This window comes from Streptomyces sp. NPDC027189, assembly GCF_055566975.1.
The window spans coordinates 278,448-301,363 of record NZ_JBVHRI010000007.1 but is presented as its reverse complement, the minus strand read 5'-3'; the positions used below and the strand labels follow the sequence as shown (position 1 = coordinate 301,363).

At 70.6% G+C, this 22,916-nt stretch carries 18 protein-coding genes and 1 pseudogene; 8 read left to right on the top strand and 11 right to left on the bottom strand.

Translation table 11 applies throughout. The features are described from left to right. Nucleotides 1-265: 265 nt before the first annotated feature. A complete protein-coding gene (locus ACZ4RZ_RS19990) occupies nt 266-1,390 on the bottom strand; it encodes an ROK family protein (protein WP_467746481.1) in 1,125 nt (374 codons plus the stop codon). A gap of 227 nt (nt 1,391-1,617) precedes the next feature. Between ACZ4RZ_RS19990 and ACZ4RZ_RS19985 the strand changes: the two genes are divergently transcribed. The 3 genes from ACZ4RZ_RS19985 to ACZ4RZ_RS19975 all read left to right on the top strand — a co-directional run bounded on the left by ACZ4RZ_RS19985 (nt 1,618) and on the right by ACZ4RZ_RS19975 (nt 5,329). Continuing rightward, nucleotides 1,618-2,517: a BadF/BadG/BcrA/BcrD ATPase family protein gene (locus ACZ4RZ_RS19985; RefSeq protein WP_467746223.1), complete on the top strand. Its 900-nt coding sequence runs from the start codon at nt 1,618-1,620 to the stop codon at nt 2,515-2,517. 181 nt (nt 2,518-2,698) lie between these two features. After that, complete coding sequence (locus tag ACZ4RZ_RS19980) at nt 2,699-4,642, top strand: phosphatase PAP2 family protein (RefSeq protein ID WP_467746221.1); 1,944 nt, start codon at nt 2,699-2,701, stop codon at nt 4,640-4,642. Between the two features lie 186 nt (nt 4,643-4,828). Further along, complete coding sequence (locus ACZ4RZ_RS19975; RefSeq protein ID WP_467746219.1) at nt 4,829-5,329, top strand: methylated-DNA--[protein]-cysteine S-methyltransferase; 501 nt, start codon at nt 4,829-4,831, stop codon at nt 5,327-5,329. A gap of 207 nt (nt 5,330-5,536) precedes the next feature. On the opposite strand, the gene ACZ4RZ_RS19970 is transcribed toward ACZ4RZ_RS19975, so the two are convergent. Then, on the bottom strand, nt 5,537-6,757 hold the full coding sequence (locus ACZ4RZ_RS19970) for a DUF418 domain-containing protein (RefSeq protein WP_467746218.1): 1,221 nt from the start codon (nt 6,755-6,757) through the stop codon (nt 5,537-5,539). A gap of 613 nt (nt 6,758-7,370) precedes the next feature. On the opposite strand from ACZ4RZ_RS19970, the gene ACZ4RZ_RS19965 reads away from it, so the two are divergent. From ACZ4RZ_RS19965 to ACZ4RZ_RS19955, 3 genes are all read left to right on the top strand, one after another. Continuing rightward, nucleotides 7,371-8,042: a response regulator gene (locus ACZ4RZ_RS19965; RefSeq protein ID WP_467746216.1), complete on the top strand. Its 672-nt coding sequence runs from the start codon at nt 7,371-7,373 to the stop codon at nt 8,040-8,042. A 161-nt stretch (nt 8,043-8,203) separates the two neighbouring features. Beyond that, nucleotides 8,204-9,292 carry a sensor histidine kinase gene (locus tag ACZ4RZ_RS19960; RefSeq protein ID WP_467746480.1) on the top strand — a complete coding sequence of 363 codons (1,089 nt, stop codon included), beginning with the start codon at nt 8,204-8,206 and terminating at the stop codon, nt 9,290-9,292. A 136-nt stretch (nt 9,293-9,428) separates the two neighbouring features. Beyond that, a complete protein-coding gene (locus ACZ4RZ_RS19955) occupies nt 9,429-10,292 on the top strand; it encodes an alpha/beta fold hydrolase (RefSeq protein ID WP_467746214.1) in 864 nt (287 codons plus the stop codon). Nucleotides 10,293-10,444: 152 nt separating this feature from the next. On the opposite strand, the gene ACZ4RZ_RS19950 is transcribed toward ACZ4RZ_RS19955, so the two are convergent. Continuing rightward, nucleotides 10,445-11,197, bottom strand: coding sequence for a peptidoglycan-binding domain-containing protein (locus tag ACZ4RZ_RS19950; RefSeq protein WP_467746212.1), 753 nt, complete (start codon nt 11,195-11,197; stop codon nt 10,445-10,447). 165 nt (nt 11,198-11,362) lie between these two features. Here ACZ4RZ_RS19950 and ACZ4RZ_RS19945 point away from each other — a divergent pair, with 165 nt between their 5' ends. Beyond that, nucleotides 11,363-13,828, top strand: a complete 2,466-nt coding sequence (locus ACZ4RZ_RS19945; protein WP_467746211.1) for a polysaccharide lyase 8 family protein — start codon at nt 11,363-11,365, stop codon at nt 13,826-13,828. 40 nt (nt 13,829-13,868) lie between these two features. On the opposite strand, the gene ACZ4RZ_RS19940 is transcribed toward ACZ4RZ_RS19945, so the two are convergent. Together ACZ4RZ_RS19940 and ACZ4RZ_RS19935 are read right to left on the bottom strand one after the other, a co-directional pair. Next, nucleotides 13,869-14,093 (bottom strand): hypothetical protein, encoded by a 225-nt coding sequence (locus tag ACZ4RZ_RS19940; RefSeq protein WP_467746210.1) that lies wholly within the window; start codon nt 14,091-14,093, stop codon nt 13,869-13,871. 209 nt (nt 14,094-14,302) lie between these two features. After that, nucleotides 14,303-14,593 carry a hypothetical protein gene (locus ACZ4RZ_RS19935; protein WP_467746208.1) on the bottom strand — a complete coding sequence of 97 codons (291 nt, stop codon included), beginning with the start codon at nt 14,591-14,593 and terminating at the stop codon, nt 14,303-14,305. Between the two features lie 318 nt (nt 14,594-14,911). Here ACZ4RZ_RS19935 and ACZ4RZ_RS19930 point away from each other — a divergent pair, with 318 nt between their 5' ends. Next, on the top strand, nt 14,912-15,610 hold the full coding sequence (locus tag ACZ4RZ_RS19930) for an SDR family oxidoreductase (protein ID WP_467746207.1): 699 nt from the start codon (nt 14,912-14,914) through the stop codon (nt 15,608-15,610). Between the two features lie 120 nt (nt 15,611-15,730). On the opposite strand, the pseudogene ACZ4RZ_RS19925 reads toward ACZ4RZ_RS19930, so the two are convergent. The 6 genes and pseudogenes from ACZ4RZ_RS19925 to ACZ4RZ_RS19900 all read right to left on the bottom strand — a co-directional run. Further along, nucleotides 15,731-15,997: pseudogene (locus tag ACZ4RZ_RS19925) on the bottom strand (zinc ribbon domain-containing protein); the annotation flags it as partial. Between the two features lie 31 nt (nt 15,998-16,028). After that, nucleotides 16,029-16,946 (bottom strand): alkaline phosphatase family protein, encoded by a 918-nt coding sequence (locus ACZ4RZ_RS19920; RefSeq protein ID WP_467746206.1) that lies wholly within the window; start codon nt 16,944-16,946, stop codon nt 16,029-16,031. A gap of 49 nt (nt 16,947-16,995) precedes the next feature. Then, the gene (locus tag ACZ4RZ_RS19915; protein WP_467746204.1) at nt 16,996-19,869 is read right to left on the bottom strand and encodes a glycoside hydrolase family 2 TIM barrel-domain containing protein; all 2,874 of its coding nucleotides are present in this window, start codon (nt 19,867-19,869) and stop codon (nt 16,996-16,998) included. Nucleotides 19,870-19,882: 13 nt separating this feature from the next. Next, nucleotides 19,883-20,938, bottom strand: a complete 1,056-nt coding sequence (locus ACZ4RZ_RS19910; RefSeq protein WP_467746202.1) for a hydroxyacid dehydrogenase — start codon at nt 20,936-20,938, stop codon at nt 19,883-19,885. Between the two features lie 2 nt (nt 20,939-20,940). Beyond that, nucleotides 20,941-21,861, bottom strand: a complete 921-nt coding sequence (locus ACZ4RZ_RS19905; RefSeq protein WP_467746200.1) for a carbohydrate ABC transporter permease — start codon at nt 21,859-21,861, stop codon at nt 20,941-20,943. After that, nucleotides 21,858-22,820, bottom strand: a complete 963-nt coding sequence (locus tag ACZ4RZ_RS19900; protein ID WP_467746198.1) for a carbohydrate ABC transporter permease — start codon at nt 22,818-22,820, stop codon at nt 21,858-21,860. The genes ACZ4RZ_RS19905 and ACZ4RZ_RS19900 overlap by 4 nt, the downstream gene beginning before the upstream one ends. Nucleotides 22,821-22,916: the final 96 nt, after the last annotated feature.

Sequence of the window (22,916 nt, the reverse complement as noted above, 5' to 3'; positions counted from 1 at the left end):
TCCTCCTTGATGTGCGTGACGGATTCCCCGGCCGGTCGATGCGGCACGGGTCTGTTCTGTCTCGGAGTGCGCCTCCGGCGGCACGGCCTCGCCCAGCCGCACCGCCCTCACGGGTGGGGCTCCCGGCCACCGTGGGCCCACCGCACGAGCACGCCCTCGTGCGGCTGCCGTACCTCGCGTACGGACGGGACGCTCACCCCAAGTCGGCGACCCGGCCGACTTAGAAAGCGCTTGTCCGGACATTGGCAGACCGAGCCGGAAGCCGTCAATCCTTCACCCACGAGCCACCGGTCACGGTTTGGATTCCCCGGGCGACCGCGAGCCGGGCGGCGCCCACGACGGTACCGGCGTCCCCGACCGTGCTGCTGACCACCTCGGTGGGCCAGCTCAGCCGCGCCAGTTCGGCCCGCACACCCGGCAGGAGCTGCGGGTCCGCACCGGTGCTGCCGCCCAGCACGATGAGCCCCGGGTCCAGCACGGCGGCCACGGCGGCGGCGAGCCGCCCCACGTCGGCGGCATGACGGCCGACCATGGCACGGGCCGTGGCCCGGCCCTCCCCGGCGAGGGCGAAGAGCTGCTCGGCGGTGCCGGGGAACGGGCCGTCGGCGTCCCGCCAGGCCTCAGCGGCACGGCGCAGCAGCGAGCGCGAGCCGATGCGCTCCTCCAGCGCCTCGCGCCGCGGTTCGCGACCCTCGTCCCACGGGTAGGGCAGCCGGGCCACCTCTCCCGCGGCGCCGTTCGCCCCGCGCAGCACCTGGCCGCCGATGACGATGCCGAGGCCGATGCCCACGCCGATGCGCAGATAGCCGAAAGTCTGACGGCCGCGGGCGGCACCCTCGTGCAGCTCCGCGAGCGCGGCGCAGTTGACGTTGTTCTCGAGGTGGACGGGAACACCCGGCGGCAGCGCGACGGCCATGGCATCGAAGACGGGCCCGGCCTTGGCGGTCGCGGGGCGCATACCGGTGCCGTCCTGGTCCTGTGCGGTGACGTCGCCGACGGCGACGACGATGGCGCGCAGTGGGCCGTCGGCGGGCAACCCGGCGAGCGCCGTGCGTACGGCCTCGGCGGCGTGCGCCCGGGAGCTGGTGCCCTGGGCGAGCAGGGTGCCGTCCAGGGCACAGCCGCGCACCTGGGTGCGGGCGGGACCGAGGTCGACGGCGAGTACGGCCCCGGCGGCCGGCCCGAGTCCGTAGATGGCGGCAGAACGGCCGGTGCCGCCCGAGACGGTACCGGAGCGGGCGGCGAGCTCGGCCGCCTCGAGCTCGGCCATCGCGGCGGAGACGGTCGGCTTGGAAAGGCCCGCACCAGCCGCCAGCTCGGGACGGGTGGCGGTGCCCACCGCAGCCAGTACGGCGAAGACCGCGCCCGCGCTCTCACTCAGCCGCCCCATGCCTTCGCCCAGGTCGTATGCCACAGCTCTCCCACACATCGTCGGACCCCGCCAAACCTCTTGACGCACTCTACTTCGTTAGTTAATTTCCTAACGAACTTCGCGGTACTCGCCTGCCGTGGCCCGTCAGAGGCCCGTCCCGGGGCTTCCCGAATGCTTCAACTCCGGTTTGTCCAGACACGGTTCGCCCGCCGTTCGCATGTCGGTCCAGCGACGAAAGAGGTTCCGTGCAGGACTTCACGCCCCTCGTGGTCGGTATCGACGTGGGCGGCACCAAGACCCATCTCCGTGCCCGCGCGGGACAGCGTTCCGTCGCGGATCACGTCCGTACGAGCAGTGGATGGCGGCCGCACGACCCGGCCGTCGCCGCCGCGTGGCTGACCGCACTGGTCGGTGACGCGCTGCCACCCGGCACACGTCCGTCCGCCGTCGCCGTGGGCGGGCATGCCTGCGAGACGCCCCGCCAGTGCGAGGAGATCCGTGTCGCGCTCCGGGAGCTGCTCGATGTGCCCGCGCTCGTCGTGGGTGACGCCGAACTCCTGGTGCCCGCCGCGGGGCTGGACAAGGGCGTCGGTCTGGTCGCCGGTACGGGTTCGGTGGCGGTGGGCCGGCTCGCCGACGGCAGCCCCGTTCAGGTCGGCGGCTGGGGTGCGGTGCTCGGCGACGAGGGCGGTTCGGCCGGCCTCGTCCGCGAGGCGGCGCGGGCCGCGTGGGCCGCGCACGATCGCGGCGAGGACCCGGACGCGCTGGCTCTGGGACTCATCGCCGCGTTCGAGGTGAGCGAAGTGCCCGCGCTCGGCGCGGCGTTGGAGAGCGCCACGGACGTGTCCGCCGAGTGGGGGCGGCACGCACGAGTGGTGTTCGCGGCCGCCGAGGCGGGCTCGGCGCTTGCCCGCCGGGTGATCGCCGAGGGCGGACGATCGCTCGCCGCGCTCGCCGCGCGGCTCGCCGAACGCGGAGTCGCCGTCGACGACGTCGTGGTCGCGGGCAGCACCGCTCTCGCCCAACCCGCCCTGTACGACGCCTTCGTGGCGTCGCTGGCCGAAGCCGTTCCGGGCGCGCGGCCGAGGCCTTTGCGGGTGCCACCCGTCGAGGGGGCGGTGGCGCTGGCCCGTTCACTCGTATGACATGCCTCGGACGCCGAGCCCTACCCGGCCCGACATGACTCGGCCGTAGATCTTCGCTCGTACGCCACGCCCTCACCACGGGACACCTGCGACTGACACGTCTCACGTGTTCCCCGACGTCCGGTCCATCGAACGACCTCCCACCGGCCGAACGGCCGGAGAACTCGAGAGAGGCACATCCATGCCGTCACCAGCCGGGCACCGCGCCACCTCGTCGGCCGGTCAGCTCACCGTCAACAGGCGGGGGTTCCTCAGAACCTCGCTGGGCGCGTCGGCCGGTCTGCTGGCCGCTCCGACCGTCGTCACCTGGCTCGCCGCCGCGGACGCGAAGGCCGCCACGTCTCCCGCCGCGTTCGTCGACGACTACACGACCAACGTCCTGACCAATCTGACGCCCGAGACCAACGCGGTGGTCCGGATCCTCGGCGGCATGGCCGAGGTGTGGAAGACAGGTGGCGCCTGGAACTCCGGCACGCCGCTGCTGCCCGAGGTGCTGCGCGCCAACATGCGCTACTGCGCCCGGATCACCGCCGCCCGCACCGACGCGCAGGCGAAGGAAGCGTTCATCTACGACCGCCAGCACCAGAGTTACGCGATGATCGCGGGCCTGGGTCCACTGGCCGACCTGTACAAGTCGGGTGCCCAGGCGGTCACGTCGATCACCAGCGCGCCGGACGGCACCCCCGCCGGGAAAATCAACGACGCGGTGCCCGCCGACGCTCCGGCCGGTTCCGCGCTCGGCGCGGGCTCGCACACCTCTGCGCTCGGCAAGGTGGCCGAGCTGGTCGACACGGTGCGTGGCCAGTTCGCCTCGGGCAACCCCGCCAAGTACGCCTACCAGTACCCCCGTCCATGGCGCATGAACGAGGACAGCGAAGTCGTCGACACGGGCAAGGCCGACGCGCTCGGCTTCCCCGTCTACGACTCCGACGTGATCGTCGCCCCTCAACTGCTGTGGCAGCGCGGCACGACGCCGACCGACGACGGCGGCTTCCCCAGCGGGCACACCAACGCCTTCCACCTGGCGGCCCTGGCGTACGCGTACGCCGTGCCGGAGCGCTTCCAGGAGCTGGTGGCCCGTGCCTTCGAGCTCAGCCACACCCGCATCATGGCGGGCATGCACTCCCCCGTCGACGTCATGGGCGGCCGGATCATGGCCACGGCCCTGGCCGCCGCCACGCTCGCCGATCCGCAGTACGCGGACCTCAAGGCCGCGGCGCGCGCCCAGGCCGCCGCGTACTTCCAGCAGCGGACCGGTACGACGGCGGACACGCTGTACGCCTACGCGCACACGGCCGGCGTCAACTCCGACCCGTACGCAGACCGGGCCGCCAACGCCCACGCGCTCAGGCCGCGTCTGACGTACGTGCTGACCCGGCACGGCCGCTCCGAGGACATGACCGTGCCCAAGGGAGCCGAGGTCCTGCTGGAGACACGCCTCCCCTACCTCGACGCCGCACAGCGCCGCGAGGTGCTCCGCACGACCGCCCTCCCCTCCGGGTACGTGCTGCTCGACGGCTTCGAGCAGTGGGGGCGCCTCGACCTCTTCGCCGCCGCCGACGGGTACGGCGCGTTCGACTGCGACGTGACCGTCACCCTGAACGCGGCCGACGGCGGCTTCGGAGCGGCCGACTCCTGGCGCAACGACATCTCCGGCCGCGGTGGCCTGGTCAAGCGCGGCAGCGGCTCGCTGACCCTGACGGGAGCCAACTGTCACACAGGCGGCACGGTGCTGGAGGAAGGCCTGCTGACCGCCGGTTCCTCGGGTGCTCTCGGGCACGGTGACGTCCGGGTGGAGGGCGGCACGCTGCGGGTGGCTCCGTCGACGACCGCCCGTGTACGCGGCGCCTATGCGCAGGCATCCGGCGCGACCTTGGAGGTGACGCTGCGCGAGGGCCGCACCCCCGCGCTGTCGGTGGACCGACGGGTGCTGCTGGACCGGGAGACCACGCTCTCACTGCGGCTGGACACCGAACGTCCGCCGGCCGTCGGGACCACGATTCCGGTGATCCGCACGTCGACGCTGCGGGGCCGGTTCGGACGGATCGACGCGCGGGCTGACGGGTACCGGGCGGTGCCGGTGTACACGGCCGAGGGGTTGTCCGTACGGCTGACCAAGCACTGATCCTCGTACCCGAGTGTGTGAAGGGCCGATGTGTGAAGGGCCGACGGCCGACACCGTCGGCCCCCGCGCATGTCCTGCGACAGGTCGGTGTCCGATTCCCGCCGGACGGAGTGCCGGACAAGCGGCAAAATTACTGATGGGAGCGATCCCGGCACCGCTTGAAGCACTCCTGAGAGGACCCTTCCGATGACGGTCTGCACGACCATCGACAGCCCCCTGGGCGAGCTGTTGCTCGTGGGCGAGGAGTCGGCCACCGCGAGGGGCGGCACGGCACTGGCCTCGCTGTCCATGCCCGGCCAGAAGCGCGGGGCCGTCGTCCAGGACGACTGGGTCGAGGACGCGGACGCGTTCGCCGAGATCGCCTCCCAGCTGCGCTCCTACTTCGACGGCACGCTGACCCACTTCGACATCGAGTACGTCATGCGCGGCAGCGACTTCCAGCAGCGCGTGTGGAAGGCCCTGGAGACGGTCCCGTACGGGACGACGGTCAGCTACGGCGAGATCGCCGCGCGGATCGGCGCGTCGCGGGCCGCGGTGCGTGCCGTGGGTACGGCGATCGGCGCGAACCCGTTGCTGGTCGTGCGCCCCTGCCACCGGGTGATCGGCGCGAGCGGTGCGCTCACCGGCTATGCCGCGGGCCTGGAGCGCAAGCGGCAGCTTCTGGATCTGGAGAGCGTGGGTTCGTGAGGGTTCGGCTCCTGAGCAGAAGTGATCTTCAGGGAGCCTCACCCAGGTCGTGCTCGCCATGTCCTCTTCAGTGGCGTTGGCGCACGGCGGATTTGACGACGTGGCGCGGGGCGTCGGCGTACAAGTCCGGGCGCAGCACGGCCAGGACGGCTGCCGCGACAGCCGCCGTGAGCAGCCAGGGCTCCTGGCAACCGCCCGCGGGGCCCCTCACCGCACGCGCTCGGCGAGCTTGGTGGCCCTGCCGAGCAACCATTCCAGCGGACCCCGCCGGAAGGAGCGCGACCACAGCGTCGCGAACACGGTCACGGCCACGATGAAGCCGAGCAGGACGTGCAGCGGCGAGCCGGGCAGTTCCTCGATGCCGAGAACGCGGATGCCGATGATGTGGAAGACGTACGCGGAAAGGGACATGGCGCCGACGGCGACGACCGGGCGGGCGAGCCCGCGGAAGCGCGGGAAGGCGTCGGTTGCGGCGAGGCAGGCGGTCAGGACGACGATGGCCACCCCCGTGTTGGCCATGACGGAGAGCGTCGTCTCGCTGTGCGGGGATGCCGCCAGCAGCCAGGCGGGGGTGTCACCTGTCGGGTAGCCCGCGGTGTCGGACCACCAGGCGGACATGCCCGATCCGCCGTCGCCCCCACCGGAGGCACTGATGGCCGAGGCGGCACCGGGGACGAGGTGCAGGGCGAGCCAGGAGCCGCCGTATCCGAGCACGGCCAGAACGCCGCCCATGACCGCGAGGCGGATGCGCACGGCCGTGGACGCCAGGTCGAGCCGGGCCACGGCCATGCCCGCGATGACGAAGGGGATCCAGGCCAGTGCCGGGTAACCGCCGGTGAAGAGCAGCGAGACGATGCCGTCGGCGTCGGCGGGCCAGGCCCAGATACCACCCGGACCGCCGCCGGCACTGCCCGAGTCGAGGGCGCGCTGCACCACGTACAGAATCTGCGGGAGGATCAGCACGCTGCTCGCGGCGATGATCGCCAGCGGGCGGGCGCCGAGCCGGTACAGCGGCAGCACCAGGAGGAAGTACAGGCCGTAGAAGGCGAGGATCACGTCGACGGGGGTTCCGCTCAGGGTGAGCGCGGTGCCCAGGACCAGCAGGATGACGGCCCTGATCACCACCTTGGCGACTGCCTGGCGACCCGCCCGGCCCGTCTTCGGCGTCCTCCGACCCGTGATCAGAATGATCGAGAACCCGGCCAGGAATGCGAAGAGCGCGGAGGAGCGGCCGTGCGCGACCTCCATGAGGAAGCCGTCCGCGCCGCCCTCGGAGGGGTCGGGGCCGACATGGGCCGCGTACATCCCGAAGACGGCGATTCCGCGGGCGAGATCGACGCCGATGAGGCGTCCGAGCGAGGAGCGGTCGCTCGTGGACGCCTCGGGTGCGGTCCGGGCAGCGAGTTCCGCACCCGCGTTCTGTGTCATGTCTTCAGGCTGGAGGGAACGCCGATCGGCGGGTATCCGGCAGGCGTCCGGTCCCTACCCGCCGGGTGGCGGGTACGGACCCCGGTGGCCGGGGGCCGCATCCGCGGCTGCCCACTCGATGCCTTCGGGCGGCGAGCGCCCGAGCCGCCTCGTGGAGTGCGGCTCCCAGTGGCGGGCTCCCCCATTTGGTGCATTCATGGATGGAAACGCCGGTTCCAGCAGGCGATGCAGCGAGCTCATGCCATCCGGCGGAGATGCGTGACAGCAGCCGATCGAGAGCTGAGGTAACTCTCCTGGACTTCGTCAAGGGATAGCCCACGACGTCATGCCGGGTGTCGACGCGGCGGCCTGCGGCGTCGACACCGACAGGCACCGGGCACCCTTGTCCGCAGCCGGACCTCGCGTGCCGTGTCGTCGTACCGCGTGAGCGCGGCGGCCATTACAGCTCAAAGCCGGTTCCCCCTCCCCCGGACGACTGGAACCGTCCCCCCAGGTGGCTGGAGTGTCCGGTCGGCGCGCTCGGTGAGGCGGGGCTCGTTCTAGGGTCAGGGCTACGACATCCATGTGCGGCCCCAGACGTACGCACGACGAACGACGAGGCGGCGGAACGCGCGTGATCCGGGTAGTGGTGGTGGACGACGAGGCCCTGGTGCGCTCCGGATTCGAGCTCATTCTGAGCGCGGCCGACGACATCGAGGTCGTCGCGACCACGGCGGGCGGGGAGGCGGTGGACGCGGTGCTGCGGGAGCGGCCGGACGTCGTGCTGCTGGACATCCGGATGCCGGACGTCGACGGGCTGACCGTGCTGCGCAGGCTTCGGGCGGTGCCGGACGCCCCGGTGGTGGCGATGCTGACGACGTTCGACGCGGACGAGTACATCCTCACCGCGCTGCGCTCCGGCGCCGCGGGGTTCCTGCTCAAGGACACCGAGCCCGACCAACTCGCCCAGCTCGTCCGCACGTTGGCCGCGGGCGGTGTCGTGATGTCGCCGAAGGCGTCCCGTGCCGTCTGGCAGAGCCACCCCGGAGCCGCCGACGTCGACGATGCGGAGGCCGCCCGCGTCGGACGGCTCACCGAACGCGAACGCGAGGTGCTGGTGCTGATCGCGGACGGACTGTCCAACGCCGACATCGGTACGCGCATCCACCTCAGCGCGGGCACCGTCAAGGACCATGTCAGCGCGATCCTCACCAAACTGCGGGTGGGCAGCCGGGTTCAGGCGGCGCTGCTCGCCCAGCGGGCCGGTCTGCTCGACGAGCGGAACCGGGCGGAGTCCGGGCGATGACCACGGGCAGGGGGTTGTGGCCGCGCGGGACGGGCAGAGGGGGCCGGGCACGTGCAGCGGGCCAGGAGTTCTCGACGCAGGCCACGGGCGACGAGTCCCGGGCGCGCGCGACGAGCAAGGAGGTGCGGGGGCGCGTGACCGGCGGGGGCTTCTGGGCGCGCATGCCGGCTTGGGTCGTCGACGGCGGGCTCGTCCTTCTCGCGGCGGTGGACGCCTGGCTGAATCTGTTGGACGCGACCCGTCTCGCGGTGGCGCCGGCCGCGGTGGCCTGCGCGGCGCTCGCCTTCCGCCGGCGCTTCCCGCTCGTCGTCTTCCTGCTCACGCTCCCCGCCTGCGTGATGGTGGACATCGTGGTCGCCCCGCTCGCCGCGCTGTTCACCCTGGCCGAGCGGTCGCGTGATCGTCGCCTCCTCGTCGGCTGCGCCGTCCTGTTCGCCCTCGCCTCCGCCACGCCATGGCCGCCGGACGACCTCTCCTCGCACGACCGCACTTGGACCCTGATCTACTTCGTCTACACCCTGGGCACCGCCGCCGCCCCCGTTCTGCTGGGCCAACTCGTACAGGCGCGCGGGGATCTGTCCCACCGGCTCGTGGAGATCGAGGAGGCGCGGGAGCAGGAAAGGCTGCTGCACTCCCAGGCGGTGCTGGCCCGTGAACGCGCCCAGCTCGCCCGTGAGATGCACGACGTCGTCTCGCATCAGGTCAGCCTGATCGCCGTACAGGCCGGGGCCCTGCAAGTGGCGTCCAAGGATCCGGACTTCCGGGAGGGCGCCCGCACCATCCGCTCGCTGAGCGTCGACACCCTCGACGAACTGCGCCACATGGTCACGCTGTTGCGCGCCTCGGGCGGCCGCGCCACCGAGCTCACCCCGCAGCCCACACTCGCCGATCTCCGCAAACTCGTCTCGACGAGCGGCATCGAGACGGCACTGACCGGCGAACTCCCCCCCGACATCCCCACCCCCGCCCAGCGCGCCATCTACCGCACCGTGCAGGAAGCCCTCACCAACGTACGCAAACACGCGCCCGGCGCCACCGCGACCGTCCTGCTCGGCAACGACGGCGACCACTTCGGCGTGACCGTCACCAACACCTCCCCGACGCGGCCGTCCCTGCCGCTGCCCGGCTCGTACCAGGGACTGATCGGTCTCCGGGAGCGCGCCGAACTCCTCAACGGCACCTTCGAGTCGGGGCCGACCGCCGAAGGCGGCTACCGGGTCACGCTCCGCATTCCGGCCCACTCGGACTGAGCGACAAGGCGGCCCGCAATCCGCGGCGACCTTCGTGGCTCCTGGCCGTGATCGACGGTGAGTGCTACGGCGATGTCACACTCCGGCCCTCTGCGGCCCTCTTGGTTGGGGATGCCGACACGCACGGGAGGCCCGTATGAAGGCGAAGGTCCAGTCCGCGATCGGGCTGTCCGCCGGGACGATCGAGTACACGGACACCGGCGGCGACGGCCCCGTGCTGGTGCTGCTGCACGGTCTGATGATGGATGCCTCGCTGTGGGACGGGCCGGTCGCAGACCTGTCCGCCGACCATCGATGCGTGGTGCCGACGCTCCCTCTCGGTGCTCATCGCCGGGCGATGCGCACCGACGCCGATCTTTCGCTGCCCGGGGTGGCCCGGCTGGTCGTCGAGTTCCTCGACCGCCTCGATCTGCGGGATGTCGTCCTCGTCGGCAATGACACCGGTGGGGCGCTCGTGCAACTGCTGATGTGCGACGGCGGGGCTCGGGTGGGAGGGGCCATCCTCGTCTCGTGCGACGCGTTCGACAACTTCCCGCCCGGGCTGACGGGCAGGACGCTCGTTCTCTCCGGCAAGCTTCCGCCCCGGCTGTTCGGGCTGTTCATGCGGCAGATGCGGCTGAGGATGCTCCGACGACTCCCGATCGCCTTCGGCCGGCTGACCCGACGAGGGGACGCGGCGACCGCGCGCTGGATCGGGCCCGTGCTGCGGCAGCCCGAGATCCGCCGCGACACCGTCCGCGTTCTGCGCGCCGTGCGGGCCGACCCCGGTCTCCTGCTGGTCACGGCCGAACGGCTGCCCGGCTTCGAACGGCCGGCCCTCGTCGTCTGGGCCGGCGAAGACCGCGTGATGCCGCCCGAGCACGGCCGACGCCTCGCCGAACTCCTTCCGCACGGCCGACTGGCCGAGGTCGCGGACAGCTACACCCTCATTCCCCTGGACCAGCCGACGGAGCTCGCCCGGCTGATCCGGGAGTTCACCCGCGCACCGCACACGAACTGACCATCCCGCCCGCGGCATCCGGCCGTTGTCCGCCGGATCACCTCGCCGCCTGGAGGAGCACCACTACCGTGCGGCCATGCCGGCTCAGATCGCTTCACAGCGACGCGGTTGCACGCTGTTTCACGACAGGGCCCCTACACATCGCTGCCGTCTCACGACGTGGTACGGGATTCGAGGGCGGCGCGGGTGTCGTTGCCGTAGACGCCGGCCTCGTCGCCCCGGATGCCGTACCAGAGCTGGAAGCGGGCCACTGCGGCGGTGAGCGTGGCGTCGTAGGTGCCGCTGGCGATGCCGTTGTCGTACACGTTCGGGATATGGAGGAGCCGCTCCTGGAGTTCGGTCACTTCGGGGCCCGTGTCTCCCTCCCGGAGGGTGCCCGCGCCGTCCGGGTCGGCGGACCGGGACGGCACCTGGGCGGCGGGCGTCGTCGAGGGCTGCGCCCCGGTCCGGGGTGCCTCGTCCTGCTCGTCGCTCGGCAGCAGCAGCGCGAGGGCGAAGCCGACCAGTGCCGCCGCAGTCACGGCGACGGCGATCGCGGCGCGCCGCAGGCCGGCACCGCGACCGAATCCGTGCCCGCCCCCGTACCGCCTCCCGGGTGCGGAGGAGCGCCCTCCTGTGCCCGCGACGTAGTCCGCCCCCGCCAGGACCGGCGGCAGCTCTTGAGTCTCGTACTCCTCGACCCCGTATTCCTCGGCCGCATATTCCTCCGGTGGCGGCAGCAGCCTTGTCGCGGTCGAGGGGACCGCCACCGACTCGTACCCCTCCTCGGAGTCGGCTCCCCCGTCGTCCTCGCGCACCTGCCTCAGCAGCTCCGCCAGCGCCTCCGAGCGGCGGCGGCGCTGGACATGGGTGGGTTCGAGCGCCGGGCGCCTCTCCGGCTGCCCGGGCTCGGGCGGCATCGACACACTGATCTCCTTCCGTGCGCGCGGTCTCCCGCCATCCCCGTTGAGTGATACGAGGGTGTGAGCCCGGCGGTTCAGCAGAACGCCACACCTCAACAAACGATCGATATGTTCAATTCGGTAAGAATTGTTGAGCGTTTGAACGTCGGCGTGCTAGAAACCGCCGTCATGACGACTCGTTGGTCACGCCGTGGCTTCCTGGCCGCAAGCAGCGGCACCGCGCTCACGCTCGGCGTGCACACCACCGCCGATGCCACTCCCCTCACCTCCACCGCCATCACCGAGAGCACCGAGACCTCCGAGGCCGCGGACGAGTTCGCGACCCTCCGCGCGAAGTGGCGCACCCTGATACTCGGCGAGGGATTCAGCCCCACCGCCGAACCCTTCAAGACCCGGCTCACCGAACTGGGCACCACCGCAAGCCAGTTGCGGTCCACGATGGCGCCGACGTCCGGCTCACTGTGGCCGGACCTGGTGTACGCCGACCCAGAACCCGACACCGACCAGGAGTCGTACGGCTACTCGGGCAACCTGAACACCAGCTACACAAGGCTCAACACGCTCGCCCAGGCCTACTCCCAACAAGGCACCGGGCTGACCGGCGACACCGGCCTCCGGGACGACATCCTGACCGGCCTCGATCACCTCTACTCCGAGGTCTACAACGAGAACCAGGCCCGCTACGGCAACTGGTACAGCTGGCAGATCGGCGCACCCCAGGCCCTGCTGGACGTCTGCGTCCTCATGTACGACCAGCTGTCGGCCACGCGAATCGCCAACTATCTCGCCGCGGTCGACCACTTCGTGCCGGACTCGGTGGTCTCCAGCTACAGCGGGACGAGCACGGGCGCCAACAGGGTCGATCTGTGCCGGGTGTTGGCGCTGCGCGGGGTCGTCGGTGCGAGCTCCGCGAAGATCGCCCTTGCCCGCGACTCGCTCTCTCCCGTCTTTCCGTACGTGAGCAGCGGAGACGGGCTGTACACCGACGGCTCGTTCATCCAGCACACCACCGTCCCCTACACCGGTTCATACGGTTCGGTGATGCTGGGCGGGCTCGGGATGCTCTTCGCGCTGCTCGCCGGGTCCACGTGGGCGGTCACCGATTCCAACCGGCAGATCGTCTTCGACGCGGTGGAGAAAGCCTGGGCGCCTTTCCTCTACAACGGTCTCGTCATGGACGGCGTGTCCGGGCGGGCCATCAGCCGGGGCCTGTCCGCGTCCGACGCCAAGCAGATCCAGCAGGACGACCATCTGCGCGGTCATCCGATCCTCGCGTCGATCGTGCTGCTCGGGCAGGGCGCGAGCAGCACGGAGAACGCCCGCTGGCGCGGCCTGGTGAAAGGCTGGATGCAGCGCGACTACTACAGCCCGCCGATGAGCAACCCTTCGCTGGGCCTCACAAGTCTGGCCCGGCTCAAGGGAGTTCAGGACGACACCGCGATCGCCGCGATCGCCGAGCCGACCGGCCACCGCCTGTTCACCAACATGTCCCGGGCCACCCACCGCCGGCCCGGCTGGGCCGCGTCGATCAGCATGGCGGACCGGCGGATCACGTACTACGAGACGGGCAACGGCGAGAACCTGCACGGCTGGCACACCGGTTCCGGGATGCTCTACTGGTGGGGCGACACGTTCTGCAACGGCCAGTACAGCGACGCCTTCTGGCCCACCGTCGACCCGTACCGGCTGCCCGGGATCACCGCCTCCCGCACGGTACTCGCGGACGCGGCGGGCGGTGACTGGGGCGCCTCCCTGCCGGACGTCAACTGGGTCGGGGGTGCCACCGACGGGCAGCGGGCCGCGATCGGCCAGTACCTCAAGGGCCTGCAGAGCACGCTGCTGGCGAAGAAGTCGTGGTTCTGTCTGGACGACTCGATCGTGTGTCTCGGCGCGGGGATCAAGTGCACGGACGGTACGACCGTGGAGTCGACGGTCGAGAACCGCAACCTCGGGCCCAGCGGCACCACCACCTTCACCGTGGACGGCACGGCGAAGCCCACCACGTACCCCTGGTCCGAAACGCTCACCGACGCGACGTGGGCGCACATCGGCGGCCACGGCGGCTACGTCTTCCCGGGCGGCGCGACCGTGAAGGCACTGCGCGCGGCGCGTGACGGCAAGTGGAGCGACATCAACAAGGGGGGCGCCACGACCGTCCTGAACCGCAAATACCTGACGATGTACGTCGATCACGGCACCGACCCGACGAACGCCGCGTACACCTATCTGCTCATGCCGGGCGCGACCGTCGCCCAGACGCAGACCCGCGCCGCCGCGACGAGCTGGCTGACGATCCTCGCCAACACGGACAACCAGCAGGGCGTCAGCGTGCCGTCGCTCGGTTTCACCGGGGTCAACTTCTGGTTCGGCGGCACGGTCGGCGATCTCACGGCGAGCAATCCGTGCTGCGTGATGATCACCGAGAAGAGCGACGGCACCGCGGTCATCTGCGTGAGCGACCCGATGCGCATGCAGACGAGCCTGACGCTCACCTGGAACAAGGCGGTCTCCTCGGTGACCTCCAAGCCGTCCACCGTCACCTCGGCGACCACCGGTTCCTCCCTGAAGCTCACCTTCGGCGACCTCAGCACCACCGCCGGCGTCACCCAGAAGATCACCGTCAAGCTCGGCTGAACCAAGGGTCGACGGGCCGGACCTGCCCCCTCGAAGAGATTTACGCCCGCGTCTCCGTGCCCCACTGCTCCGGCCCGACGCCGCGCCAGTCGATCAGTGGGGACACCGCCACGGTCACCGGGTCAATGTCCAAGCCCGCGCGCCTCAGGAATTCGGACAGGTCCTCCAGGCTGTGGGCCAGCCCGAGACTCTCACCGTTGACGCGAACCCGGCGGCCACCCGCCGGTGCAGGCGGAGACACGACCACAGGATGCAGTTCGGGCATGCTTCCAGCCTCACTCGTGCGATTCGGGCTTGCACGCGGGGTGCGCATGCGGGACCACCAGGCCTCTCCGGGCCCGGAGCCCCCTCAGGTCGTCAGGGAAGTGGTAGCGCGCCATGACAGTAATTCAATCACGTGTTCGATTCATGGTGCCAACAGGAGGCACAGCCGACACCGGCACAACCACCGCTCGCCTTGTGATTGCCGAAGGGTCACGGCCCGGACCGCGTCGACATGTGGGAGGGGCAGCGCGGCGCCGCGCCCGCCGGCGCCACCGCGTCGGACTCCCCTGTCAAGGGTGGAGGCTGCGGTGCCACGGAGAGCACCTGAAGGTCAAGGCCCGCCCGGTCCACCAGCGCGAAACGGCGGTCCAGATCGGCCTCGGTCGCGTCGGCGCCGATCCCGCGCTGGGTGCCGGTATCGGCCTTCCCCAGTCGTTCGAGGCGGTCCAGGTACCCCGTGGTCCACAGGTGTGCGTGCACATCTATACGCAGACGAGTCACCCTTCGATGAAACTCCCCCCGCGGTGCGGGCCAGTCAGCGGCCCGACCGGTGACGGCGTAAGGGGGCACAGCCCGCGACGCGGCCTCACCAGCGCAGTCGTGCGAACGCGCGGCATGAGTGCAGGGGCAACGAGCGAGCCCCAATCTGCACGTTCTCGCGGGTCGGTCACGGGCATGTCCGGCACGCGCGGCTCGGCCATCGGGTGCGCGAAGAGGTATCGACGCAGGTGTGGTCAGGCGTCGGGTGGATCAGCCGCTGTCCAAGGCCTAGCGTCGGAAGAAAGGAGTCCTCCACATCCGCTCGCAGGGAGGGTGATCATGGACATCAAAGGTTCGGTAGCCCTTGTCACGGGAGCCAACCGTGGCATCGGGCTCGCCTTCGCCCAGGCACTGCTCGCTCACGGCGCGGCCAGGGTCTACGCCGGTGTCCGGGAGCCGGAGGCCGTCCAGAACCCCGGGCTCATGCCGTTGCGACTGGACGTCACCGACGAGGAGCAGGTCGCCGCGGCCGCACGTGCCGCCGACGATGTGAGCATCGTCATCAACAACGCCGGAGTCGCCGGTGGCCCGTCCCTCCTCGAGGGGTCATTCGACGGTGCCAGGCGCGAGATGGAGGTCAACTACTTCGGCACCTGGGCTGTCTCGCGTGCGTTCGCGCCCGTATTGGCCGCCCATGGTGGCGGAGCGCTGGTCAACATGCTGTCCGTGGCGTCGTGGGTGGCCAACAGGCGGCTTCCGAGCTACGCGGCCTCCAAGTCCGCTCAGTGGTCGCTGACGAACGCCTTCCGACTGGCGCTGCGGGAGCAGGGCACGCTGGTGGTCGGCGTGCATGCCGGCTATGTCGACACCGACTTGGCGGCGCATATCGACTCCCCGAAGATCCTTGCGGCCGACGTGGCCGAGCAGACGATGACCGCGCTGCTCAATGACGAACCCGAAGTGCTGGTCGACGAGGCCACCCGCCACGTACGCGCCGCGCTCTCGGGCGAACTGGAGGCGCTGTACGCCAATCGGTGACCGCCCCGACCTGCCGTTGTTCTGACCGCCGTCCTCGCCGGGACGCGCTCGAGGGCTGCTCAGCTCAGCTCACGGCACAGTGGAAATTTGACTTCTCCTCCTCGTAAATGAGGGGGATTCTCACGGCTCTCGCTGTGAGGTTTTCTGCTTCGTCGCCGACTGCCCGCCCGGAGTACTCCGTTGAGGTCTTACACCGGCTCCACAGACAGCAACCGCCAGCCCGGCGGCCTTGAGGTTGATGGCCGCGTTCACGTCCCGGTCATGGGTCGTCCCGCAGCCCTCGCACATCCAGGTGCAGACGTTCAACGGCATCCTCGCTCGCAGGGTGCCGCGGGTGGAGCACAGCTTGGAGGAGGGGAACCAGCGGTCGACGGCGACCAGGTCGCGTGCGCCCCCTACGCGGGGCCCGCACCGCCCATCAGCCGACGATGACGACCGGCGGCTGAGCGTGCGGGTCTCCGGGCGTCCCCTCCGACGCCCGGAGACCCGCGGTCCCGATGGCCGCGAACGGACGGCCATCGAGTGTCCAGTGCGGGTCGGTGTCACACCCCAGTGACCCGAACACCTGGGCGGCGACGTCGACATGGCGTACCAGCGGAGGTGCCGAACGCAGGCCGGGACCGGCGGCGATCAGCCAGGCGGTGCGTTCCTGCGGGGAGCGGCCGCCGTGGCCGCCCGTGTCGACATGGCCGTGGTCGGTGACGACCAGGACCGTCCACCGCTCGCTGTCGTACGCGGGCCGGGAGCGTACGACGTCCAGCAGGCGGCCGACGCGTGCGTCGGCGCGCGCCACCGCGACCTCGTAGGCGTCGCCGCAGCCGAGGAAGTGCGCGGTCTCGTCGGGAGCGCCGAGGTAGACGAAGGACGCGTCCATGTCGTCGGCGGCGAGGACGCGTACCGCCTCCTCGGTGATCTGTTCGTCGCACCTCTCCCAGGCCTCGGGGGTGTCCTCGGCCGGGGAGACGTACACGGTTCTGGACGGGGCACGGAAGAGAGGGCCGCCGTCGCGGACCTGCATCAGCGGCTGCCAGCCCGCCGCGACGAAGGTGCGGCGTCCGTTCTGCCGGGCGAGGCGGGTGGCGAAGTCGGGGAAGACGTCGAGGCGGTGGCCGGTGAAGTCGTTGCTCCACACGCCGTGCTTGTGGACGCCCACTCCCGTGACGATCGTCGCCCAGCAGGGGCCCGACATGGTGGGTGTACGGTCGTCGACCTCGATCGGCGCGAGGAAGCCGTCGGCCGCGAGGACGTCCAGGTGCGGGGTGGGCAGGCGGCGCAGCGTGTCGAGGCGTACGCCGTCGATGCCGACGACCAGGACGCGGTGGACGACGTCGGGCATGGATGATCCCTTCGGTGAGGCGGTCACGGACCGGCTGCTCCGTGCGCGGTCACAGGGCGCGCAGGACCAGGTGGAGCGTGGTCGGCCGGGCATGCAGGGTGTGTTCCGGCAGGGTGCCCGGGCCGCAGGAGGCGGTGCCGATGCCGTGGTGGGCAGCGTCGAGTTGGACGTACACCTTGTCCCCGGGGGTGAGGTCGGTGGTGTGCCGGGCCACGTCGAGCTGCTCGCTGGTCCAGCGGCGCACCGTGAGGTCGAAACCGCCTGTCGCCTCAAGGCCGCCGGCGTCGCCGGTCAGCCGGGCCCAGCGCACCTCGCGGCGATTGCCGTTCTCCTGGGGGCGGACATATGGGGTCTGCATCGCGTCGACGCTGCGGCGGAAGCGGCCCAGGCGCGCTGCGGCGGTCGTGTCGCGGTAGGCCTCGCCCGGGCCCCTGCCGTACCAGTCGACGGTGTCGATCCAGCCGGGCAGCGCGAGCCGCAGCCCGATCCGGGGGACAGGCAGCGGCCAGTCTCCGACCGGGTCGACGGTGAGGTCCAGGTGGAGCGCGTCCGCGTCGGCGCGCCAGCGGTACGTCGCGGTCATCGACGAGCCGCTGCCGGCGGGGCCAACCCTGGTGACGACCGTCAGGCCCTCCTCGCCCGGGTCGACAGCGAGGACCTTGGTGGTGAGCCGGTGCAGTCCGAAGGCCCGCCAGCGGTCGGCGAGACGCGGGCCGAGGATGTCGTTGTCGGTGGGCGCCCGCCACAAGTCCAGCCCGGGCCCGTCGAGGGGGAGGTCCCCCAGGCGGTGCAGCGTGCCGGTGGCGGGGTCGAAGTGGGCCGCGCCGAGTTCGAGCCGGTCGGCGGTGCGCCGCGCGCTCGCGCGATGTCCGCTGTCGTACGGCTGCGGCGGCTCGCCGGTCACGGCCTGGCCCCATGCGATCTCGTGACCGGCCCTGGCCCATGCCTCGTCGTGGGCGAGTTCCGCGACCACCGTCAGAACTCGCTCGACCTCCCCGGTACGGCGCAGTTCGGGCCAAGGCAGGACGGTGCGCTTGCCTGCCGCCAGTACCGGCACGTCCAGGGCGCCCTTGGCGCGGGGCTCGCCGTCGTCCTCGGCCTGCCATCGGAAACGCAGATGAGAGGTGTCACGGAAGTCGTGGCCGTTGCGGATCTCGATGACCCGGGCTTCCGCGTCGAGGGCGATCCGCACGGGCTCGATGACCTTCTTGTACTCGGCCAGGCCGGGCGAGGGTTTGCGGTCGGGGAAGACGAGGCCGTCGGCGACGAAATTGCCGTCGTGGACGGTCTCGCCGAAGTCGCCGCCGTACGCGAAGAACTGCCGTCCGTCGGCGGCGCGTCGCGCGATGCCGTGGTCGATCCACTCCCACACGAAGCCGCCCTGGAGCCGTGGATACGCCTCGAACAGCCGCTGGTACTCGGTCAGTCCGCCGGGGCCGTTGCCCATGGCGTGGGCGTACTCACAGAGGATGAAGGGGAGTTGGCGTCGGTGCCCGTCCAGCGCAGGGTCGTCGGTGGTGGGTTCCTCACCTCGGCCGATCAGCTCGGTCTCGGCGTGGTCGGCGTACATGCGGCTGTAGACGTCCACGTATCCGCTGTCCGGGTCGCCCTCGTAGTGGATCGGGCGGGAGGCGTCGCGGTCGCGGGTCCAGGCGGCCATCGCGGCGAGGTTCTCGCCGGTGCCGCTCTCGTTGCCGAGGGACCACATGATGACGCTGGGATGGTTCTTGTCGCGCTCGACGACGCGGCGCATCCGGTCCAGGCAGGCCTCGCGCCAGCGGTCGTCGGCGCTGGGGTTGCCGCGCCAGTCGACCTGCTCGAAGCCATGCGTCTCCAGGTCGCACTCGTCGACGACCCACAGCCCGTACTCGTCGCACAGGGCGAGGAATTCGCTGCTGGGCGGGTAGTGGCTGGTGCGTACGGCGTTGATGTTGTGCCGCTTCATCAGCAGGACGTCACGCAGCATCGTGTCGTCCGAAAGGGTGCGTCCGGTCTCCGGGTCCCATTCGTGACGGTTGACGCCGCGCAGCAGCAGAGGGCGGCCGTTGACCTTCAGCAGTCCGTCCTCGACCGCGACCGTGCGGAAGCCGATGCGTACGTGGACACGCTCGCCGTCCGTCGTCAACTCGCCCAGGTACAGGTGCGGTTGCTCCGCGCTCCACGGGACGACGCTGTCGAACGTGTGCGGTCCGGCCGGTTCGGCGTCGGTGAGACCGAGCGCGGGCACGCTGAGCCGGGCCGCGCCGCTCGTCTCGACGCGCAGGGTGCCCGTGCCCGTGGTGTGGTCGTAGTCGGCGTGCACGAAGAAGTCGTCGAGGCTGTCGGCCGGCCTGGACAGGAGGCGTACCGAGCGGAAGATGCCGGACAGCCACCACATGTCCTGGTCCTCCAGGTAGCTGCCCGCTGACCATTGGTGGACGCGTACGGCGAGGATGTTGCGGCCGGGACGCAGCGCGTCGGTGGCGTCGAATTCCGTCGGGACCCGGCTGCCCTTGCCGTCACCGAGGCGTACGCCGTTGAGCCACACCGCGAAGCAGGAGTCGACGCCGTCGAAGCGGAGCATGCTCCGGCCCGAGGGCCAGTCGCCGGGGAGGCCGAACTCCCGGCGGTACTCCCCGGTCGGGTTGTCGTCGGGTACACGGGGCGGGTCGATGGGGAACGGGTAGGTGACGTTGGTGTACGCGGGCGCGCCGACGCCGTGCAGCTGCCAGCAGGACGGGACGGGCAGCCGGTCCCAGTGGGTGTCGTCGAAGGTGGGCGCCTCGAATCCTGGAGTGAGATCGGCGAGTCCGGCGGCGGCCCGGAAGCGCCAGGGGCCGTCGAGTTCGAGGCGCGGGGCGTCGGAGTCGAAGCAGGCGCGGGGTGCGCGGCGGCCGTGACCCGGTGAGCGGTCCTCGACGTAGTCGGTGTCCAAGTCAGCCATGCGGGGCTCCTGTTCAGGCCGAGCAGGTCAGCTCGTCGGGACCGACTGCGTACGTGAACGGGAGTCCTTGCGCGTAGCGCGCCACCTCGTCCACGGCCCAGTGGGTCATACGGCCGAGTTCGTTGCCGAGGGAGCCGGCGATGTGCGGGGTGAGCAGGACGTTGGGGAGCGTGTAGAGCGGCGATGCGGCGGGAGGTACATCTGGTTCGGTCACATCGAGTACAGCGTGAATGCGCCCGGAAACGAGACGCTCGGTCAGCGCGTCGGTGTCGACGAGCGAACCGCGCGCCGTATTGATGAGCGTCGCGCCGTCTTGCAGGAGCGCGAGCCGGCGCGCGTCGAACATATGGCGCGTCTCGGGGAGCTGGGGTGCGTGGATGGACACCACATGGCTGCGCCGGACGAGTTCGTCGAGGCCGACGAGTTCCACCCCGAGGGCTCGTGCGTCGCCCCGGCTCAGGTAGGGGTCGTGGAGGAGAACGTGGAGGTCGAGCGGGCGAAGCAGCTCGACGACGCGGCGTCCGATGCGGGAGGCGCCGACGATGCCGACGGTGCGGTCGTAGTTGCCGTAGCCGGTGAAGTACGGCAGCAGCGCGGGCTGTTCGCGTGACTGCGCGTAGGCGCGCGCGATGTCGAGGACCCGCTTGTTCGCGAACAGGATGGCGGCGAGCGTGAACTCGGCGACGGGGAGGGCATTGGCGGCGGCCGCGGAGGAGACGGTGATGCCGCGCTGCCACACGGAAGCGGTGACGTGGTGCTTGATGGAACCGGCCGCGTGGACGACGGCCCTCAGCCGCGGCATCCGACGCAGCGCGTCCTCGGTCAGCGGCGGCGCGCCCCAGTGCGTGAACAGGACCTCCACGGCGGCCAGTTCGACGTCGTCGGCCGCGGCGAAGTCGGTGATGTGCGCTGAGGTGTCCACACAGGCGACGGAGCGGAGCCGGTCGAGTGCGCCTTCGGCCAGCAGCGAGCGGTGGATCTCCGGTCCCATGGCGAGGGCGGTCCGCGGGCGCTGCGCCGCGGCCGTTCGGTCCGAGCTGTTCAGGAGGGTGTCTTCCGGTGCGAGCATGGTCACTTCACCGCGCCGGCGGTCAGGCCCGAGCGCCAGAAACGCTGGAGACAGGCGAAGGCGACGATCAGCGGGACGACGGCGACGAGCGAGCCGGTGATGACGAGCGAGTAGTACTCGGGCTGCTGCTGCGTGACGCTGTTCCACATGAACAGACCGAGATTGACCGGGTAGAGCTTCTCGTCGTTCAGCATCACGAGGGCGCCGAAGAAGTTGTTCCAGCTGGCGGTGAACGAGAACAGGAAGATGGTCATGAAGCCGGGTGCGAGCATCGGCAGTGCGATCCCGGCGAAGGTGCGCAGCTCGCCGGCGCCGTCGACACGGGCGGCCTCCAGGACCTCGTTCGGCACGTAGCCCTCGGAGAAGACGCGGGCGAGGTAGACGCCGAAGGGGTTGACCAGGGCGGGGAGCAGCAGGGCCCAGTAGGTGTTGACGATCCCGACCTTGGTGGCGAGCAGATACATCGGCAGCTGGATCACCGTGGTGGGGACCAGGACTCCGCCGAGCACCGCGCCGAACAACTTCTCCCTGCCCTTGAAGTCGTACTTGTCGAAGGCGTAGCCGGTGGCGATGCACAGGAACGTCGAGGCGGCCGAGCCGACGACCGAGTACAGGATGCTGTTGCCGAACCAGCGCAGATAGATGCCGTCGTTGAAGGTGAAGACGTGACGCAGGTTGGCGAAGAGGTTGAAGTCGCCGAGGGCGAAGCCGGAGGTGGAGAACAGGTCGCGGTCGTTCTTGGTGGCGGCGAAGAGCAGCCAGCTGACCGGCATCAGGGTGTAGAAGGCGGCGACGATCAGCAGCCCGTTGACGACGCCCTTGGAGAGCAGGGCGTTGGGTGAGGTCCGGCGGCCCCTGGTCCGGGTGGCCTTGTGCTCGGCCGGTGCCTTGGCCGGGCTCGTGGTGTGGGTGAGGGTGCTCATGACGCCGCCTTCCACCGGTTGCCGAGCCGGGTGACGATGTAGGAGAGGAGGACGCCGAGCAGGGCGAGCAGCAGGGACGCGGCGGCGGCGAGGCCGTAGTCGTGCTGGACGAAGCCGGCCTTCCAGATGAACAGGGTCGGCGACCACTCGGTGTCGATGGAGGGCGCTCCGCGCTGGTTGAGCAGCTTGGGCTCGGTGAAGATCTGGATGGCGCCGACACAGGTGAACAGAACGGTCATGACGACCGCGGAGGCGATCAGCGGCACCTTGATCTGCAGGGCGGTGCGGATGGCGCCCGCGCCATCCACGACGGCCGCTTCGATCATTTCGCGCGGAACTGCCTGCAGGGCGGCGTAGAAGATGACCATGTTGTAGCCGATCCACTGCCAGGCGCAGAGGTTGACCATGGATGAGAGCACATGATCGTTGCTGTAGAAGTTCCATGAGCCGCCGAGGGCGCCGATCCAGTCGAGCACGGGGCTCAGGCCCGGGGTGTACAGGTAGATCCAGATGACCGAAGCGATCAGTCCCGGGATCGCGTGCGGCAGGAACAGTGCGAGCTGGAAGAACCGCTTGGCCCGGGCCATCGCGGTGTCGACCAGCAGCGCGAGGAGGAGTGAGCCGCCGATCATCACCGGGATGTACAGCGCGCAATAGAGGGCGATGTGGACGAAGGAGTCCCGCAATCCCGCGTCGGACAGGGCCTTGGTGTAGTTGCCGAATCCGGAGAACACCCGCTCGGTGCCGCCGAAGCCGAGCCCCGAGGAGTGTTCCTGGAAGAGGCTCATCCAGACGGCGTAGCCGATGGGCGCGACCATGACCGCGGCGAACAGGACGAAGAACGGGGTGATCAAGAGGGCGGCGGCCCGGCGTTGACCGCGCCGGAGCTTCGAAGTGCCCGGGGGCTTCGTCGGGGGGTGGGCCCGGGCCTTCACGGCGGGGGCGAGAGGTGCTGCCACGGTGGCTCCTTGGCGGGCTGGACGCTTCGGGTGGGCGATCGGTGACGGACGTGCCAGGGCGACGGGAACAACCCCGGGGTGACAGGAGTGCCGGGG